Source organism: Chitinophaga sp. Ak27 (genome assembly GCF_012726295.1).
GTDB lineage: Bacteria > Bacteroidota > Bacteroidia > Chitinophagales > Chitinophagaceae > Chitinophaga.
Genome location: NZ_JABAOB010000001.1, coordinates 9,209 through 28,643, shown reverse-complemented (window position 1 = coordinate 28,643; position 19,435 = coordinate 9,209). Strand labels below are relative to the sequence as shown.

The following is a 19,435-nucleotide window of genomic DNA, read 5'->3' as shown; positions in this document are numbered from 1 at the left end:
TTTCTTATTCCCGTCTTTTGTCAGTTGTCGAGCGACTTAAATACCAGATGCTGCAGGAATTCGACTAATGGCCTTACTTCTTTGGATTTGCCAAAGTCGGTTAAACGCGGAAGGTATTCTTTGAAGTACATCTGCCGATGTGCGGTTTCAATTAAAGTACTCGCCAACGAATGTGGATACGCAAATTCAGGATTTAACTCCAGGAAGATCTCAGCAATACGGTGACAAAGGTCTTTATATGGCTTAAACAACATAGATCTATTATCTTCCGTCACATTCTTTGTAAGGTATGCTTTGTCGCCTTCGCAGATTACTATGCCATGTAAAATACTTTTGTCAATATGTTCTACAATAAATTTGTCCTGCACCTCGAAGGTGAGCAATTTTATAACGATATCTATTTTTTCTCTTGGATGCTTGAGGTTGTTGGTATGAAATATCAATTGGTACTCCAACCATGTCCAAAACCAGGTAGTAATATAGGTCAGTAACCGGTGCTTGTTTTCAAAATACCGATAAATGCTGGCCTCTGTACTTCCGACCTCTATAGCCAGCTTTTTAAAAGTAAAGTCCTCAAAGCCAATATCATGGATTAGTTTTATACTGTGCTTAATGATATTACGGCCTAGTTCGGTACTATCCGGGTCTCTCAGGTAAAGCTTGGAATTCATTTTTATCTGCAACTGCAACTCCATACTTAAGTAATTAATGGGCCTAAATTACGATTTAATAGTAAATCGCTCTTATTTCCTTATTTTACTATAAATAATAATAGTATTACTATCATTTTAAATAGTTTTATATCTTTGCGGCAATTGATGATTATGCTTGAAAATTTGAAAATAGGAATTTTAGGGGGCGGTCAGTTGGGTGCGATGATTACACGGCACGCCATAGATCTGGGGCTCAGTGTTTCGATTATGGACAAGGACGCTAATGCACCTTGTGCACGTTATACTTCTTCTTTTTTTTGCGGTGATCCTGCTTCTTTCGAGGCCGTTTTGGAGTTTGGTAAGGGGCTCGATGTCATTACGATAGAAAAAGAAGCTGTAAATATTAACGCTTTACGCCAGCTCGAAAAGCAAGGCGTAAAAATTTTTCCGGCGCCTGATACTATCGAAATAATACAGGATAAATTTACACAAAAGCAGTTTCTGCTATCACATAATATACCTGTGGTACCCGGAGAAGCCATTCAGGGCAAAAGTGACTTGTTTCAATACGAAAATAAACTACCTGTCTGTCTAAAAAAGCGTCGTGATGGGTACGATGGCTATGGAGTTATGGTCTTAAAGACAAAGGAAGATATATTAGCGGCCTTTGACGCACCATGTGTGGTTGAAGAATTAGTTAATATTAAACATGAAATCTCTGTAATCGTGGCAAGAAACGAGCATGGTGCTGTAGAATGCTATGACCCCGTGATGATGGTGTTTTCTGAAGAGAAGTTCGTACTTGAATACCAGATAGCGCCCGCCCAGATAGGCGACGAAATATTAAAAGACGCAATAGCACTCGCTAAGCAAATTGCGGGTGCGCTCGAGCTGGTCGGCATTCTTGCTGTAGAAATGTTTGTTACAAAAGATAATAAACTCTTAGTGAATGAACTGGCTCCAAGGCCGCACAACAGCGGTCATCACACGATAGAAGCCAGCACCACGTCACAATATGAACAATTACTCCGGGCTATACTCGGACTGCCCCTGGGCGATCCCCGGCTCTGTTGCCCGTCTTTAATGATGAATATACTGGAAAGTGCTCCATTAAATGCTGATAAACAAGGAAAACTGAAGCGTTTGTTAGACGTCCCGGGTTCCCACCTTCATTGGTATGGCAAAGAGGGTAAAAGGCCGGGTCGGAAAGTAGGCCATATAACTATCACAGACCATACTATCGAAAGCGTCATCGCCAAAGCTGAAACAATTCGAAAAATTTTAAATTAAAAAAATATGAAACAGGTAGAGGTAGGCATTATTATGGGCAGTAGTTCCGATGCACCTATTATGCGTCAGGCAATAGAAGTGCTAAAGAAGTTTGAAATAGGCTACGAGTTTAGCGTGGTATCGGCACATCGCAGTCCTCAAAAAATGTTTGAATATGCTGCTACTGCTGAAGAACGTGGCTTAAAGATTATAATCGCAGGCGCTGGCGGCGCAGCACATCTTCCTGGTATGGTTGCCGCTATTACTACTTTACCGGTAATTGGCGTGCCTATTAAGTCTACAAACTCTCTCGATGGCTGGGACTCCCTTTTATCTATAGTACAAATGCCGGGTGATATACCCGTAGCCACAGTGGGGGTTAATGGCGCGCGCAATGCCGGTTTGCTCGCGGTACAGATTTTAGGGACGAGTAACAGCAAAATCAGGGAAATGCTCGCAACATTAAAAAAAGAGAATTATGACAAGGTTAACAAGCAAAATGAAACATTAGATCAAATAGTATAGAAGGCTTGTACCTTGAATTAATGCCATGACTAATTAAATCTGCAGGTATTTGCTTTGTTAACCTAAATGCCTGCGCCTGTTTAATGCTGTATAAATAATTTCCAAACTTTAAAACATGTACAAGCACTCCAAGGAATCACAAAATACGCTTGCACCAGAAATGGCGCTTCAGTATCTGAAAGAAGGTAACTTAAGGTTTGTTAACAACCTGAGAGCCAACCGGGATTTGTTGAGCCAGGTAAATGCCACAAGAGACGGGCAATATCCGTTTGCAACTGTACTTAGCTGTATGGATTCACGCACTTCTGTAGAGCTCATCTTCGACCAGGGGCTGGGTGACATATTCAGTATACGCATAGCGGGCAATGTCCTCAACCAGGATATTCTTGGTAGCATGGAATTTGGTACACAGCTGGCAGGTTCTAAAATAATCGTGGTCCTGGGCCATACACAATGCGGAGCTATAAAAGGAGCCTGCGAAGATGTACACCTCGGTAACCTCACCCAATTATTGGACAAGATAAAGCCGGCTATCGACCGTGAAACAGCTACCCCTGCTGAAAACAGGAACGGAAAGAACGCCGGATTTGTAAAGAATGTAACTGAAAATAATGTGCGTCATGTAATGGAAAAGCTAAAAGCAGAAAGTTCAATTATAGTAGAACTGGCAGATAGCGGGGCAATAAAGATAGTAGGTGGTATCTATCACCTGGAAACGGGGGCAGTCACTTTCTTTGAGGAGTAGTGCCCGCCGGTACCGCGACAGGCAGCAACGCTGCCTGTCATTCAATTAACATCTTCTTCTGTTTGGGTATTAGCGCTTCCAACCCATTGCTTATTACCTCTACCCGTACTTTATCTATAAGATTACCGCTCCATCAATAGCCAGATAGCTTCCTCTGCCAGCAGCAGGGGAAGGCACAGTATCTGGCATCATCTGCAGACGCCCATTACTATTATTATTACAAAAAACTGCCACTTCGTATTCATCTGGTAAGATCTTAAAAAAAATAGTTGCCAAAAAAGCTTTTTTGTATAGAAAAATAGCAGAACTGTATGGAAATATTCTGTAAGCAGCTGTAGTTTTATTTTCCGTTGTAACAGGAGGAGTAATTGTACCTGCATTCATATGACGTTGTGATGAGATACCTTGAAAACCTTGTTGTTAGCAGCTGCTATTACCTCAGATAACCTCGTAATACTTAATTTGATTAAGATGCGTAATCCCTTTTTTCATCAACTATCCAATAAACCTGTAATCCTTTGCATGTGTGATCCCTTTCTTCCCCGGCAGTACGGACCGCCGGGCAGATAGTTATCCACTTTTCTGTCCCGATCTTATCATATGACTTATCTGGTGTTAGCCGGAAGGCGATTGTCTGTTCGTATTTTTTCAACGATGGTGTAATTGATCAGTTATCCTAACTATGATATACTATGGAACCAAACGAAGATAAATCCGGGAAAAGTAAAATTTCCATACAAGAATTGTCGCTGCCCAAAGGGGGCGGGGCTATGAAAGGATTGGAAGATTCCTTTCAGCCAAATATTTTTACAGGTACCGGCACCTATTCCATACCCCTTCCAGTAACAGCTGCCAGAGGCTTTGAACCCAATCTGGCGCTCAGTTATAGCTCAGGGAACGGTAACAGCACCTTTGGATTAGGCTGTTCATTATCTCTCTCAAAAATATCTGTCAGCACAACAACGGGCACCCCACAGTATCATAGCAATATGATCTATGAAATGGAAGAAGCGGGACAACTGCTAATAAAAGAAATGAACGGGAACCCACGGAAGGAAACCTTTAACAGTATCTCCTATACGGTTACTATCTATATCCCCAGAATATTGAGCAATTATTCCCTCATAGAACAATGGAAAGACGATACTACGGGTCTCTCTTTCTGGAAAGTGCTGTCTGCAGATAATGTTCTCAGGTTTTACGGGCAGACGGGGGCGTCGCGTATCAGTAACCCTGACCAACCGCAGCAGATTTTTCAATGGTTGATAGATGAGAGCCAGGACAGTAAAGGAAATAAAAATAGCTTCAGCTATAAAGAAGAAAATACGGATAATGTACCTGCCACCATTTATGAGCAGAATAGAACAGTGACAGCCAACAGATATATTCATAGTATCCAATTTGGCAATTATCTGGATGCGTCTCAAAGAGAGCAATTCGCATTTGAGCTGATATTTGATTACGGAGAATATGATCTTGCTGATCCGGCAAAGGCCTACATCCCAATGAAAAGCTGGGCCTGCCGGCCGGATCCGTATTCCGTGTATAACAGTGGCTTTGAAATACGCACTTTTCGTTTATGCGGCAACGTTTTACTGTTTCATCACTTTGCCAGCCTGCAGGCAACGCCGCTGCTGGTGAAATCCCTGGGCCTGGAGTACCTGCACCAGCAGGCTTATAACAATATTGAACTGCAATGTATGTCGATGTTGAATAAAGTAACCCTCAGCGGTTATCGCCTCAATGATGACGGCACTTTTTCAACACTCGCGCAACCCACAACGGAACTGCGTTACTCCGCCTTCAATCCGCCGGTGGCGCCGGAATTTAAAGTGCTCCAGATGGGAGAGGGCTTCACTATTCCCGGTGATCTTAGCAACGCGGAATACCTGCCGGTAGACCTCTACGGTGATGGATTACCCGGTTTCCTTTATAGCAACAATGAAACCTCTTTTTACCTCGCACCACTTGGCGAAGGAAAATACGCCGGTCCGGCATACTGTCAGCAATTTCCGGTTAACAGAAACATACAGGATGGAAATGCCACGCTGGTGGATATCGACGGCGACGGACAGCTGGAGATGCTCATCAGCAACCCAGGGAATGCAGGGTTCTATGATTGCAACAACGATGGTACCTGGGATAATTTCAGCACTTTCCGCCAGTATCCTAATACGGCGTCTCTACCATTCATGGAGCCGGTAGGTATCAACAATAATGGCAAAACAGATCTGCTGCAGGCGGAGCCTAATTATATCAATATCTTTTTCTCTGAAGGAAAGGAAGGATACAAACCACTCAGAAGTGTACCCAACACCAATAGCATTCCGGCCCCAACCAGTGCCAGCCAGGAACTGGTGACGTTTACGGGCATATTTGGAGATGGGTTGTCGCATAGAGTGCGCATCCGCAGCGGTATCGTGGAGTGCTGGCCCAACCTCGGCTACGGGGTGTACGGAAAGAAAGTGCTGATGGGCAATGCCCCCCTCTTTGATAATAACTTCAACAGTAACCAACTCTACCTGGCAGATATCGCCGGTACGGGCACCACAGACCTGATTTACCTCTTTGCCAATCATATAGCAATATACCTCAATCAGAATGGTAATAGCTTCGCCGATCCTATTAGGATAGAGCTCCCGGCATTGTATGATGCGATGGACCAGCTGAGTTTTGCAGATGTACTGGGCAATGGCACTACCTGCCTGGTATTAACCAAAATAGCGCCGACACCTATCCACTATTATTACAATTTTACTGGAGAAATCACACTATACGGCAGCACCACCGCCAAAACGATGAAGCCCTTTCTGATGAATGAGGTGGACAATAACATGGGTTGTATCACACAACTACATTATTGTAGTTCCACCAAATTCGCATTGGAAGATAAACTGGCAGGTAAACCCTGGGTGACAAAACTGCGTTTTCCAGTGCAGGTGGTAGAATCAAAAGTAACGATCGACCTTATCACCAATACCCGCTACAGCACCGCATATAAATACCATGATGGCTACTACGATCCTGCAGAGAGAAGGTTTTGCGGGTTTGGATATGTTGAATCCTGGGATACGGAAACGTTTGATGATTTCACTTCCAATCAGGTTTTTTCCCAACAGTTCAATCCTGAGTTATTCGTGGCACCAGTATATACCCGGCAATGGTTCCTAACCGGCGTATCTGAAGGGTATCAGGCAAATATGGCTTATTATAAGCGCCAGTTTTTCCAGGGAGACAAGTCCGCATACGATTTCCCGGATAGTGTAATGGAACTGGGGGATTATAACGATGATGCAGAGATCGTGAGAGAAGCCTACCTGGCGCTGAGCGGTCAGCTATTGCGCAGGGAAGTATATGGAACTGATGAAAGTCCGGAAGCGGCCAACCCTTATACGGTAGAAGCATCTAATGTGACAGTCACCCTGGTGCAACCTGCCAACGGACAGCGCTATGCCGTATTTACTGTTCATTCAAGAGAAGGCATCGCCTACAATTATGAACGCAACCCGGATGATCCGCGTATACAGCAGAATTTTACTTTGTCGGTCGATGAACTGAGCGGACAAGTGAAAGCATCTGCGATCATTTATCTGCCCCGCAGAAACAATATGTCTGGCACTTTGCCGGACCAGCTGATACTAAAGGCAACGGGCGCCCAATATGAGTACATCGATACTGCTGAAAATGCAACCTACAGATGGAGAGGGCTGCTATGTGAGCAGCAACAATTTGAATTATTCGGGCTGGCTCCCGATGCGAATAATCAATACTTCAGCTACAATGCGGCCAAATCACAGGTGGATACCGCATTTACGAATGTAGTACCCTATGGAGGCGTACTCGATCCTTTGAAGAAAGAAGCCAGGCAGCTGACATGGAACCAGGTCTATTTTTGGAACGAAGATCAGTCTGCCGTGCTGCCTTTTGGCCAGATCAGCGCAAACGGGCTAACACATCACCTGCAATCGGCGGCATTCACACAAGCCTTTATAGATGCCGCTTTTACCAATCATCTCACCCAGGCCATCCTGGCAGACGACGGCGGCTATTACTACGATACGACTAATGGCTACTGGTGGAATCGTGGGTTGATACAGTATTATTATGATCATACCCAGTCCGGATATTTCCATATGCCTTATAAAACGGAGAATTCTTTTGCTGCGTCCACTTCTTCGCTGTTTGAGAAGGTAACACTGGAATATGATACGCCTTTTGTTTTGATGCCGATTGTACAGAAAGAATACCTGGACGATACAACGATCAATCAGCAGACTTGTGAAATAGATTACCAGGTGATGCAATACAAGCAGGTGATCGATATTAATAATAATGTTAGTCAGGCTATTTTTGATCCACTTGGCCTGGTAACAGTGACCAGCACGTTTGGGAAAGAGGCTGCTGTAGATACAGGAGGAATGAGGCTCTATGCCTACGATAGTAAACCTGCGGAGTATCAAAACAGGTTGACCGGATCTTCCGGAAACGCTATCACCTTTGATGATGTGCTGGCACATAAAGATTATTATCTGCAGGGCGCCACTAACTATTTCTTTTATTCCCTGCATACCTGGAAGCCTTCCAATCGGGACTCCCAGCCGATCAGCGCTATTCATCTGGTACGGGAACAATATTATTACGTAAATGCGGCCAGCACTCCTTTTAGCTGTCAGACTACGATACAGTATGAAGACGGAATGGGAAGAGATATCGAGAGTAAGCTCTTGGTTGACAAAGATACAACTACGGATCAGTGGATGGTCTCCGGTCGTACAGTGTACAACAACAAAGGAGAGCCCTGCGAGCAGTATCTCCCATTTTTCTCCGACTCGCCTTACTATGAAGGCGTGGATGATATTGTGCTGATACCGCCTACCAGTACCTACTATGATCCCTTGATGCGCGTGATAAGAGTAGATACCCCTAAAGGCTTCTTCACCGAAACGACGCGTACTGCCTGGGAAGAGAAATATTATGATGAAGATGATACGGTACTGGAGTCATCTTTCTACAAAAATAATTATCCGGATAAGGTATCCCCCGCAGAAAAGCTGGCACTGGAAAAAGCCGCGGTTTTTTTTGATACGCCTACCATTACCGTGTCCTCGAACACAGGCAACGCTTGTATGGAGATTCATACCATGGCTGATGGCAGGCAGCTGCCAACGCATACGATCCATGATATTCAGGGCAGGGTAGTGGAATCTGTTGATCCGCGCTTATATGAGTCGAATCAGCAAGAGGGTACCCATTATTATAATTTCAGGTATCTCTACGCGATGGAGGCCGAAAAGCCACTGAGTACCGATAGCGCAGACGCTGGTGTAATACAGGAACTGCTCAATATCTTTGATAAACGCCTGCTGGATTGGAATTCGCGTAACTATTGTCAGTTTACCAGTTACGACAAATTGCAGCGGCCTCTCCAACTGTTGGTGAAAAAGTTGGACAACACTGGTCCCGTCACTTCCTTCCAAGATTTTAGTCTTGCTGAAGTATACACCTATGGCGAAACGCGCGCCGACTCCTATAACTATAACCTACGAGGACAGGTCTATCAGCTGAATGACTTAAGTGGCATCGTTATCGACAGCAGTTATAGTATGGCGGGGCAAGTTATGCAGTACAGCCGCCAGATGGTACAGGATTACAAACTGCCGGTAAACTGGAAAGACCAGGTACCGCTGCAACCAGAAGTATACTTGCAGAAGGATACTTACAACGCCTTGCAACTACTCACCACCAGTACCACTCCAGATGATACCATCACGACCAATACCTATAACAAGGCTTCATTGCTTAAAAGTGTCGATCTGACATTCAAGGATAACAATACACAGGCCGTCATCAGCAGTATTATTTACAATGCTAATTCACAGCGAACAGTGGTGGTCTATGGCAACGGTACTGCTAGCAATTATACCTATGAAGATACCACGCAGCGGCTGATGGAACAGCAAACAACCAAACAAGGTGGTGCCAAAGTGTTCACAAAAACGAAGACCAGGGTAAACGTGGTAGATGCCAATTTGTTAATGGATATAGTATACACTTATGATCCGGTAGGTAATATCACGCAAACAAATGATACGAGCGTGGAAATTGTTTTTAACAATAATCAGCAGGTAGATCCGGTCGCCAATTTTACCTACGATGCAGTGTACCGGCTGATAGAAGCCAGCGGGCGTCAACACATTGGCATTAATGGCAATACCTACAAGAATAATAAGGTAGATAATAGTTTTAAGCAATCTATTTTCAGCCAGTTACCATCTTCTAATGACCTGGTAAAATTAGAGAACTATAGGGAGATATATACTTATGATGATGCCAACAATCTTATTAAGAAACAGCATATCGCCAGTACATCTTATACGGTGGATACGCCAGTGCTGGCGAATTGTAACCGGCTTAGCGGCATCGAATACGATGAAGCCGGAAACATGCGGCAGCTGGAGATCAACAGCCTGGTACCATTATCTTACAACTGTTGTAATAATCTGGTAAAAGCTGCGATTATTACGCGCCCGGATCAACCAGACGATGCAGATTATTATCTCTATGATGCCTCAGAAATGCGTACGCTTAAAGTAAATGAAACCCTTGATCATGGAGGTACGGTCACAAATATTTCGCAGAAGATATATCTCGGCAATTATGAAGTGACGCGTGAATACAGTGTGGGCGGCAGTGGTAGTCCTGCCCTTACATCGGAGCGGCAAACACTCCGCGTGATGGACACCGGTAACTGTGCGCTGATTGTTCACTATTGGGTAAGCGCCAGCAATCAGCGTAATGGGCACGCAGCAGGTGATCGCAGTTTCCGTTTTCAGCTGAGTAACAATGTTAGCTCCGTAGCCATGGAAAGAGATGCAGCGGCTGCCTTGATCAGCTATGAGGAATACTTCCCCTTTGGAGGCACCGGCATTATAGCAGGGGAGAGTGAAACAGAGGTAGATCTTAAAGACTACCGTTACAACGGCAAGGAGTGTGATGATAGTACCGGGCTGTATTACTATGGTGCACGCTACTACCTATCGTGGCTGGGAAGGTGGAATAAGCCGGACCCCGAAGGTACGGTAGATGGATTGAACCTTTATACCTATGTGGGTAATAATCCACTGATTAATTATGACCCTACAGGAACTTCTTTTGAAGCCCCTGTGGCGGCATCTTCCAACCCTGCTGGCAGAACGAGGCTTTTTCTCGGTGAATCCGATTTCACTTATGCCCTGGCATTTGCCACCAAGCATCCGGAGATAGCGCATACGATGGTGGCAACGACATATGAAACAGAAGACCAGCTGGAAGAGCTGGATTTCTACGACACGATGTATAAAAACAAAATGGCGTTGAAGGCAATGGGGGTGCAGGTACTACATGGTGTAGATGCCACCGATTTTGGCACCTGGACAGATACCGAAGCATTGGGTATTGAACAGATATATTTCAGTCATCCACATACACAAAGCCGTAAATACCATACTTCTAATGTATTGGCAGGCCTATTCCGTGAGGTCAGAACATATTTGGGTGATGATGTCAAAATTCACATTCCGCGGGTATGGAACAGAAGAAAACAAAAAGAAGTAGAATCCATGTATGGTTTTTCCAAAGTATTAGACGCGGGAGCAGAGAACGGTACCTGGGTGCTTGATAGTAAGCATAAGTTTAGCGCCACACGTTATCCTGGGTATAAACACACCATGACAAAAGGCGGCGGTTCTGCCGATGTCACCAAACACGGTTCTACGGAATTTGTATTCCGACGGAAAAGGGAGAATGACACGGCGGATGCTGCAGAGTATAAGAAAGCAAAAACGGCGGTGGATACCGACAATGAATCGGAAGATGAATCAGACACACCGCCACCTGTGAACCCTGCATGGGAAAGAGTAAAAGCGGATTTGCTGAAAGGTTTAGCAACTCCGGTATTCGGTTCATTATCATAAACTTCATTTGCCATGGCAAAGAAAACAAATAGCATTAAATCCCCCAGCCTGTCTGCATTCTATAAACAGCATCCCGACGTTGATATCAGCCAATATAATCTGGGAAGAAGAGAAGGCGTCCATCAATTGAAAACCCATTTGAAAAAAAACGGTGTGCCTGCGGGAGAGATGTCTGAAACAGTGGAATTGCTGAAAACGCAGCATAGATTGGGACATCTTACCCGAAATGTTAAAACGCAGGAGCAGTTGATGGCCATGGGGCTCAATTCTGCTAACCATATTGCCCGTATCCCGCGCAACGATTTTATGGCGAATCATGCAAAAAAACTGAAGCTGAGTCGCACCGATGCCCTGCAGATGCATAAAACGGCAACGGGGATACGAAATAAATCCATGCATCTTTGGGCGAGCCTCCGAGGTAGCGTGGTATCACCCTTTTACCGCAAATCACCGCTGAACAACGTCAGTGCCGCCATTGCCGAAGAGTTCCAGGACCTGCCCAGTTACCAGGAAATGTTCGGAACGCTCGATTTCTGCGGATGCCCGGAATGCCGCTCCATCTTCGGACCCGCAGCATATCTCACGGACTTGTTACGCATCATTCAGGAATACGTGTATGAGCCCAATAAAGATACCATACCACCATCGCTGTATTTCGCTACCCGAAGACCTGATATCGGTGAAATTGAGCTTACCTGCGGCAATACCAACACCCTGATACCCTTTATTCAGATCGTGATAGAACGATTGGTGGCCTATATACAAGCGAAGCTGAACCTCAGTTCACCCGATGCGGTATTCGAACAGGTAGCCACTACCATCAAATACCCTATGCAGCTGCCTTTCAATTCACCCATGAGTACCACACAGATCCTGTTTCAGAAGGCCGATGTTACTTTTGGAGCAGTGCTCAGAGCATGGATGGCCCCTGCAAATATCAGCGCCCCCCGCAATCTGGGCATCTCCCCGGAAGCCCAGAGCATTCTTATTACGCCGGCGACGACCAGCGCTGGTGTCGCCCCGTTTTATAATGTAACAGATATTGCTGTACTCAATATCGCCGATACCTTTATCGCTAAAACGTGGATCAATTTTGCAGAATTGCTGCTGATACTAAACCAGGATCTGTCTGATGCAGAGCAGCAGGCAGGGCTTCAGGTAAATTTTTTCATTAACCAGGGACTGGCGGGTAAATGGGTATCCATCAAACAAGAAAAAGATAAACCTGCGGAATTGCTCAACCTGGATGTTGCTCCGCTGGATAGCATCAACAGGCTGCGTCGTCTTTCGCTGATTACGGGCAAAGCGATGATGGACCTCGACTGGATGCTGCGTTGTATCAGGAAAGGAAGCTCGCCTGTTATTGACGATGCCGCCCTCACCGGTGTGGATCAGCTATTGCAACTGGCTACGTCGCTGGAATTGGACATACTAAAGATCACCTCATTGCTGGGACCTATCAAAACATATGGCATCAGTGAAAATGCGCTAGGTAGTCAGTTCGATCAACTTTTTAATAAACCCGGCGCCGTTGCAGAAAAAGATATTTATCATCCATCCGGAAATCCACTTAATCCGGGATATAAAGATACACCATTGCCCTGGACCCCAGACTCCAGCACTGGCGCCGATTTGGCGGCAATCAACCGGGTATTGCCAGGTCTGGGTATTGCGCTTACAGATGCTAATCTTTTGGGAGTAGCCCTCTATGGGAATAATCAGCAGCAATTAACGGTAGATACACTGTCGCAGTTATACCGCCATGTTACCCTCAGCAAAGCATTGCAGTTGACGATGCCCCGCTACCTGATTTTCGTCTCCCTGATGAAACTGGTGGATATAAAAGCGCCCTCTCTCGATGAGATCAACAAAATGATCGCAGTATCCACGTGGATGGAACTCACTGGTATCACAGTGTATCAGTTGGATTATATCATGAATGCAGTTAGCAGCGTATATGTAAACCCAATGTACCTTCCCGACCTGGTAGATGAATGGCTGCGTAGCCTTTGGGTAAGCGTGCCCGCAGATTCGCCTGCAGTGGGTGCCGACATCACCGCGCAAGTGGCTATTCTTTTTGGCAGTGATACAACTATGCTTATTCCGGTGATGCAGATGGCTGTGGCCGCTGTGGCACTGCCTACAGGCGTTACAACCTGGGAGGAAGGATTTATGACTGCCGACACAGATGGCAAAACACCCAAATACAGCGATTATGTACATAAGGTACTGGCCTACGTTTCGCGCTGGCTGGTACTTTCAGAGACATTGGGTGCCACTGCCGCCACCATGGCCAATGTAGCTTTATGTCCAGCCGCCTACGAGCTGACGTCCAAATTTGATATTATCTCCCTAAATGCGATACAAGAGATAGATCTGGTGCAGCAGATGATGAAACTATATGGGGATCAGCAAAATAAGCTGTTGGCCTATATTCAGCAATCCACCGATGGCGTGGCCATTGAAACGCGCCTGCAGACACTGCAAGATGCCACCGGCTGGAACCCGAGGGAAGTGAAATCTTTGCTGGACGGGCCATTGAAAGATATATCTGTGCTGACCATACAGCTGAAAGACCTGCAATCCTGCTTTGATCTGATGACCGCATTGGGAGTGGACACGGTGTTTATGTCAACATTCGTGAGCACGATGTCACTGCCTACTGTCGGCAACTGGACCAAGTATCTCCAGGTGGCCGCAGACACGCTGGCGAAAACTGCCGGGAGGTATGGCAGCGGCTGGGATACCGTTAGTAACAGCATCAACGGGGATATGATGCTGGCCGTACGCGATGCCCTGTTGGTGCTGGTAATGGCGCTGTTGAATGAGGAGTATCCGGGTATTACTGCGCCCAGAAATGTATATGAATTTTTACTGATTGATGTAGAGATGGGAGCCGAAACCCAGATCTCCTATATCAAAGAAGCACTGAATGCTGCACAAACTTACCTGCAGCGCTGCCACCTCAGATTAGAGCCAGGTGTGACAGATATGTCGAGAATACAGCCAGTTTGGTGGGAATGGATGATGAATTACCGGGTATGGGAAGCGAACAGGCAGATCTTTGTATATCCCGAAAACTACCTGATCCCCAGTTTGCGCACCAATACCACGCCGCAGTTTACAACACTGGTGCAGGCGCTGCAACAATCGGATATTACCAAGGCGTATGTGACGAATGCCTTTACGAACTACATGAATGGCTTTGAAGAAGTAGCCGAACTGAAGCCGGTAGATGCTTACAGCACGGTAGTGGAAGGCGTAGATACCACCTTCCTGCTAGCCAGAACGAAGACAGACCCTTATACTTTTTATTATTGCTCACAGGAAGAAGGCCTGCCATGGTCCCCCTGGGAGAAAATCGATCTCAGTATAAACTCTCCCAACTGCTCTTTGGTATATGCGTTTAACCGGCCATTTATCTTCTGGAATGAAATTAAAAGAAGTAATGCTTCCGCTGTTTCCGGTACGGATGGCAGTGTACAGACGGATAACAGCATCACCTATACGGCGTCGGTATACTATTCTTTCCTGAATGTAGAAGGAGTATGGGTGCAAGCGCAAACCCTGGTAGATCAGGAAGTAGTACTTTTTGAAGCTCAGGATAACAGGAAAGTGAACCTGATGGACGAAAGTATCTTCGAAGGATTGTTTAATATGGACGCTCCTTATTGGAATAAAGTATACGCATTCAATGTAACGGCAGATAATTATGTTATCCCACCCGGCAATAAATCCGAAGCAGAAAGGTTAGTGGTAATGTATGGCCCTTGTATGCAGAATACCGGCAAGATGGTGGATGCACAGGTAACACCTCCTTCCAACGATCCTAATTCTGGCACCTTTTGGGAAAATCTCCACCGGCTCGCCGAAAACCATAACAGCATGGTCAAAGGGGAGCTCTCCGGGAATGTTAACCTGCAGCCTGTATATGTGCTTAATGCAGGCCTGGAAGATGGCGTGCTGATGAAGAGGACCGAATGGCTGATGGCAGACCCTTATGTGACCCAGTCGCTCATGTACCTTATTCATGGCGAAATGCAAAGCTCCGGTGACGTCATGCAGGTCTCACATACCGGGCAACCGGTTACCGATAACCGCAATATTGTAGGCACCGTGAGTTTGAATACGACCAGCGCTGCCACCACCCTTGACGGCGATGCTTTTATAAGTGTGGGCATATCTCCTGCGCAGAGCTCCTCCGTTTTCGCTGCACTGAAAACTGCGGGTGTAATAAAGGGTGATAATACAATAGATCCTGCAAAGATGCTGACCCTGGACCTTTTCACCGTACTAAAGCCGATGACGGTTTACAATGATTTTGGCCCGGCCCAATTCCCTGCGGTATTACAGGTACTGTTCAGCAATATGGCGGCAACCCCGCTTTTCAGCGCGTTGGCAGACTCCCAGGCCAGGATATGCCCGGTGGAAGGACTGCCCGGTTCATTCCTCTTTTACGCCAGCGATGAAATATTCCTGCTTAGCCCTCAGCGTACGGTCCCTAATCAGCCCATGTTCAGCAATTTTGCCCGTGGGCTGACGGTGGGGCCTCCGCTGATCTATGCGCCTTTCTGTATCATGAATTACCAGGGAACTACACCTGGATCGATTGATGCGGATGCCTCTTCTAAAGTGTTTGACGCGCTGGCGAAATTTAGCCTCATCGTCAATAACAGGCCAGTCGCTAATATCACACAGGCGATGGTGGATTTTGCGCTGGCTAACCTGGTGGCGCTGGGTACTATCACTGAAGCACAGGTGCCGTATATCTTTAATGCATTGATCAATGCACCATTTCTCTTCATGGAAGATTTCGTGGGTCCGAAAATGAATAAAGACGCAGCCGCAAAAGTATACCAGGACCTACAGAAATTCAGTATCATCGATCCGAATGGGAGAGTGGTGAATGCAAATGTTACCGGCCCCGCTGTAAGAATAGCCATGGGTAATCTGTTGCTGTTAGGAACCATCACGCAAAGCCAAATTACCACTATCTATCAGGTGCTGGCCCATGCCCCAATGGCCTTGTCGTTGACTTACATCAATGATGGTGACGCAAAAACAAAAACATCTCCGGCTGATTATATTTTTAATGTAACGAGAATGTCCACAGGGGCCATCAATAAAGTAAATCGCGCTTTGTTCGTAAATGGGGTGGATGCTTTACTGACCCTTAAGATGCAGGATATCCCGGTGATACCGGTACAGCCGTTCGACCGCTTTGCGCCCTCCCGCACCAATCTCAACTGGCCATCTGCACTGGATGCCACCCAAGTGGATTTTGATGGATTGTATGGTCAATATTACTGGGAAATATTTTTCTTTATACCGATGTTGATTGCCGAAGGTCTCGCAACTAATCACCGTTTCCCGGAAGCGCAGGCCTGGATGCAGTATGTCTTCAATCCCACCGTGGGTGAGGTGTTCGTGACGCCTGATCTTATCTACAGAGAATCGGATATGCAAATATCCGAGCAACAGGGTACCATTATCGTTACCACGTTAAAATCCCATAACATCGGTACACCACCGGCTCCTATACTCAATGCCGCCGGAGAAGTAAATCCAAACTTTAAAGCGAGCGATGACCTGGCATTCCTGAAAGTAGCAGATCCATCGCTAACCGATGAACAGATCATCATGGTGCGCAATATCTTGCTGAATAATCAGCTGAATGCGCCTGCCAGCCACTTCTGGCAGTTCCGTCCTTTCCGGAATCATACCCTGGAATCCCTTTCTGAGATGCTGTCGGACAGCAATCCTGCCATCAGGATTTATAACGATCATCCATTCGACCCATTTGCTATCGCGCGTTTACGCATAGGAGCATATGAGAAATCTGTCTTCATACAGTATGTTGATAATCTCATCGCATGGGCAGACATGCTCTTCACCCAGGATACCTGGGAAACCATTACAGCGGCTTATCTGCTCTATGTATATGCGTATGATTTGTTAGGCCCTAAACCAGAGATGGTAGGTGAATGCCCCGGCAGCGACGTGGTATTGACCTTTAACGAAATATTGGCGAAATATCCGAATGGGATTCCCCAGTTTCTGATTGACCTGGAGAATTTCGTGAATGGTAACGGTTCCGATACACCCATGCTGGGTCATGCTTTCAACGATCTCTATGTATACTTCTGCGTGCCCGAAAACAGTGAGCTGATGGCGCGTTGGGATACAATACAGGATCGTATGTACAAGATCAATAACTCTCTGAATATCCAGGGTGTGTTCCGTACGTTGGCATTGTTTGAACCGCCACTGAACCCACTGGACCTGGTTAAAGCTGCGGCCGCCGGTAACAACGTGCAGATTAGCGTTAACCCGGCTGCGCAATTATCGCCCTACCGCTTCTCATCCGCTATCTCCGCAGCAGATACACTTTGCTCCGTTGTGATTGATCTGGGTAACGCGCTACTCAGTGCACTGGAAAAGAGTGATGCAGCAGCGCTGGAAATGATTCGCAATACCCAGGAGGGGCAAATACTCGATCTGACAACCAAGATAAAAGAAGATCATATCACTGAGTTAGAGCATACCATTGCCTCACTCAATAGTAACCTAAGCAGCGCTAAAGAACGGCTGACCTTCTACACAGATGTTATAGACAGAGGGCTGAATTCTTTTGAGCAGACCAGCCTGGATGCTGCCGCGGCTGCAATGGCATTCAATGTTCTGGGAAGCATCACCAAAACATCGGCCTCTATTGGCTATGCGGTGCCACAGGTAGGATCTCCATTTGCCATGACCTATGGTGGCGAGCAGCTGGGGAATGCCTTGAATGCCGCTTCCGGCGTATTCGAAATCAGCGCAGAAGTGAGTACCTATATCTCCTCGAATTCCGCTACCATGGGAGGCTATGAACGCCGTAAGGAAGACTGGAAATTACAGAAGAAGATCGCACAGGCAGATGTCGACAGCATCACCCAACAAATCGATGCCGCCAATATGCAGCTGTCGTCTGCACAACAAGACCTGATCGTACAACTAAAGTCCATCCAGCAGAACAAAGACATCGACAAATATTTAAGAACACAGTTTACCAATCAGGACCTTTATCTATGGATGATGGGACGTCTCGCAGCCGTGTATTATCAGACCTATACATTGGCTATGCAAACCGCTCGTCAGGCGGAAGCGGCCTATCAGCTGGAACTGGGCAGTAGCCTTACTTTCCTTTCCTTCGATTATTGGGATTCGTTTTATAAAGGACTGACTGCCGGTGAAGGATTGCGCCTGGCATTGAACAGGATGAATACCAGCTATCGTACCAGCAATACACGTTATCTGGAAATCGTGAAGAACATCTCACTGGCATCTATTGCGCCACAGGCACTGCTTGATCTCAAAACAAAGGGAGAGTGCGATTTTGACTTGAAAGAATCCCTGTTTGATTATGATTATCCGGGGCAATATCTGCGTATGATCGCTTCCGTTAGTGTTTCCATTCCTGCTGTGCTGGGGCCTTATCAGAATATCAAGGCTACGCTGACACAAAAAAGCAACTCGGTGGTAACTGCGCCGTCCATCGATGCGGTGAAATACCTGCTCGGAATTGATGCTACACCGCCATCAACAGGACTACGCCAGAACTGGAGAGCTAATGAAATGATTGCATTGTCTACCGCAGTGAATGATTCCGGCATGTTCGTCTTGAATTTTGATGACGAACGTTACCTGCCTTTTGAAGGAACAGGCGTGGTATCCAGCTGGCATCTATCCATGCCGATGGAAACAAATCGTTTCAATTTTGAACAGATTTCGGATGTCATCCTCACCCTGAACTATACGGCGGTGAATGATAATTCACTCGGCGTAAAAGTAAGACAGGCCCTCGGCCAGGCGCCACTGAATGGCGGTATGTACGTGGACGCAAATACCCAAAGCAGCGCATGGTTTACCTTCCTGAATGACCATAGTAACACCACCAAACAGGCGCTTACATTGAATCTTGACCTGGCGCAGCTTGGCTATTTTAAAACAGCCACCTACACGACCGTGATGGTGCAGCTCAATCTTGGACCGGGTGTCACTATTCCTAATGGAGCTACTTTCCTGACGATCAAAGCGGGTACACAGCCGGATCAAACCCCGCCGATCAACAACGACATGATCAACATAACAGGACTCACCTGGAATGCCAAAACGATTCCGCCGCAGTGGAGATTTGAATTTGCACTGGATGACCCAAAGATAGCGTCTTTGCTGAAAGACGGATTTATCGATGGCGCCAAACTGATCGACATGCAGGTGATCGTATTGTATGAGGCAAAAGTATTTTAGAA

The 19,435-nt window shown here is 46.2% G+C and carries 7 protein-coding genes; 5 read left to right on the top strand and 2 right to left on the bottom strand.

The window, feature by feature from the left end; genetic code table 11:
• Positions 1 to 20: 20 nt before the first annotated feature.
• Positions 21 to 695 carry a TetR/AcrR family transcriptional regulator gene (locus HGH90_RS00080; RefSeq protein ID WP_168765477.1) on the bottom strand — a complete coding sequence of 225 codons (675 nt, stop codon included), beginning with the start codon at positions 693 to 695 and terminating at the stop codon, positions 21 to 23.
• Between the two features lie 129 nt (positions 696 to 824).
• Here HGH90_RS00080 and HGH90_RS00075 point away from each other — a divergent pair, with 129 nt between their 5' ends.
• The 3 genes from HGH90_RS00075 to HGH90_RS00065 all read left to right on the top strand — a co-directional run bounded on the left by HGH90_RS00075 (position 825) and on the right by HGH90_RS00065 (position 3,192).
• The gene (locus HGH90_RS00075; protein WP_169190053.1) at positions 825 to 1,943 is read left to right on the top strand and encodes a 5-(carboxyamino)imidazole ribonucleotide synthase; all 1,119 of its coding nucleotides are present in this window, start codon (positions 825 to 827) and stop codon (positions 1,941 to 1,943) included.
• A gap of 6 nt (positions 1,944 to 1,949) precedes the next feature.
• A complete protein-coding gene (gene purE, locus HGH90_RS00070) occupies positions 1,950 to 2,447 on the top strand; it encodes a 5-(carboxyamino)imidazole ribonucleotide mutase (RefSeq protein ID WP_168765475.1) in 498 nt (165 codons plus the stop codon).
• A gap of 115 nt (positions 2,448 to 2,562) precedes the next feature.
• The gene (locus tag HGH90_RS00065; RefSeq protein WP_169190052.1) at positions 2,563 to 3,192 is read left to right on the top strand and encodes a carbonic anhydrase family protein; all 630 of its coding nucleotides are present in this window, start codon (positions 2,563 to 2,565) and stop codon (positions 3,190 to 3,192) included.
• Positions 3,193 to 3,306: 114 nt separating this feature from the next.
• On the opposite strand, the gene HGH90_RS00060 is transcribed toward HGH90_RS00065, so the two are convergent.
• Positions 3,307 to 3,576: a hypothetical protein gene (locus HGH90_RS00060; RefSeq protein WP_169190051.1), complete on the bottom strand. Its 270-nt coding sequence runs from the start codon at positions 3,574 to 3,576 to the stop codon at positions 3,307 to 3,309.
• Positions 3,577 to 3,884: 308 nt separating this feature from the next.
• Here HGH90_RS00060 and HGH90_RS00055 point away from each other — a divergent pair, with 308 nt between their 5' ends.
• Both HGH90_RS00055 and HGH90_RS00050 read left to right on the top strand, forming a co-directional pair.
• Entirely contained in the window at positions 3,885 to 11,144 is a 7,260-nt protein-coding gene (locus tag HGH90_RS00055) for a Rossmann-like fold-containing protein (protein WP_169190050.1), read from the top strand.
• 12 nt (positions 11,145 to 11,156) lie between these two features.
• Entirely contained in the window at positions 11,157 to 19,433 is an 8,277-nt protein-coding gene (locus HGH90_RS00050; RefSeq protein WP_169190049.1) for a neuraminidase-like domain-containing protein, read from the top strand.
• The last annotated feature ends 2 nt before the right edge of the window (positions 19,434 to 19,435 follow it).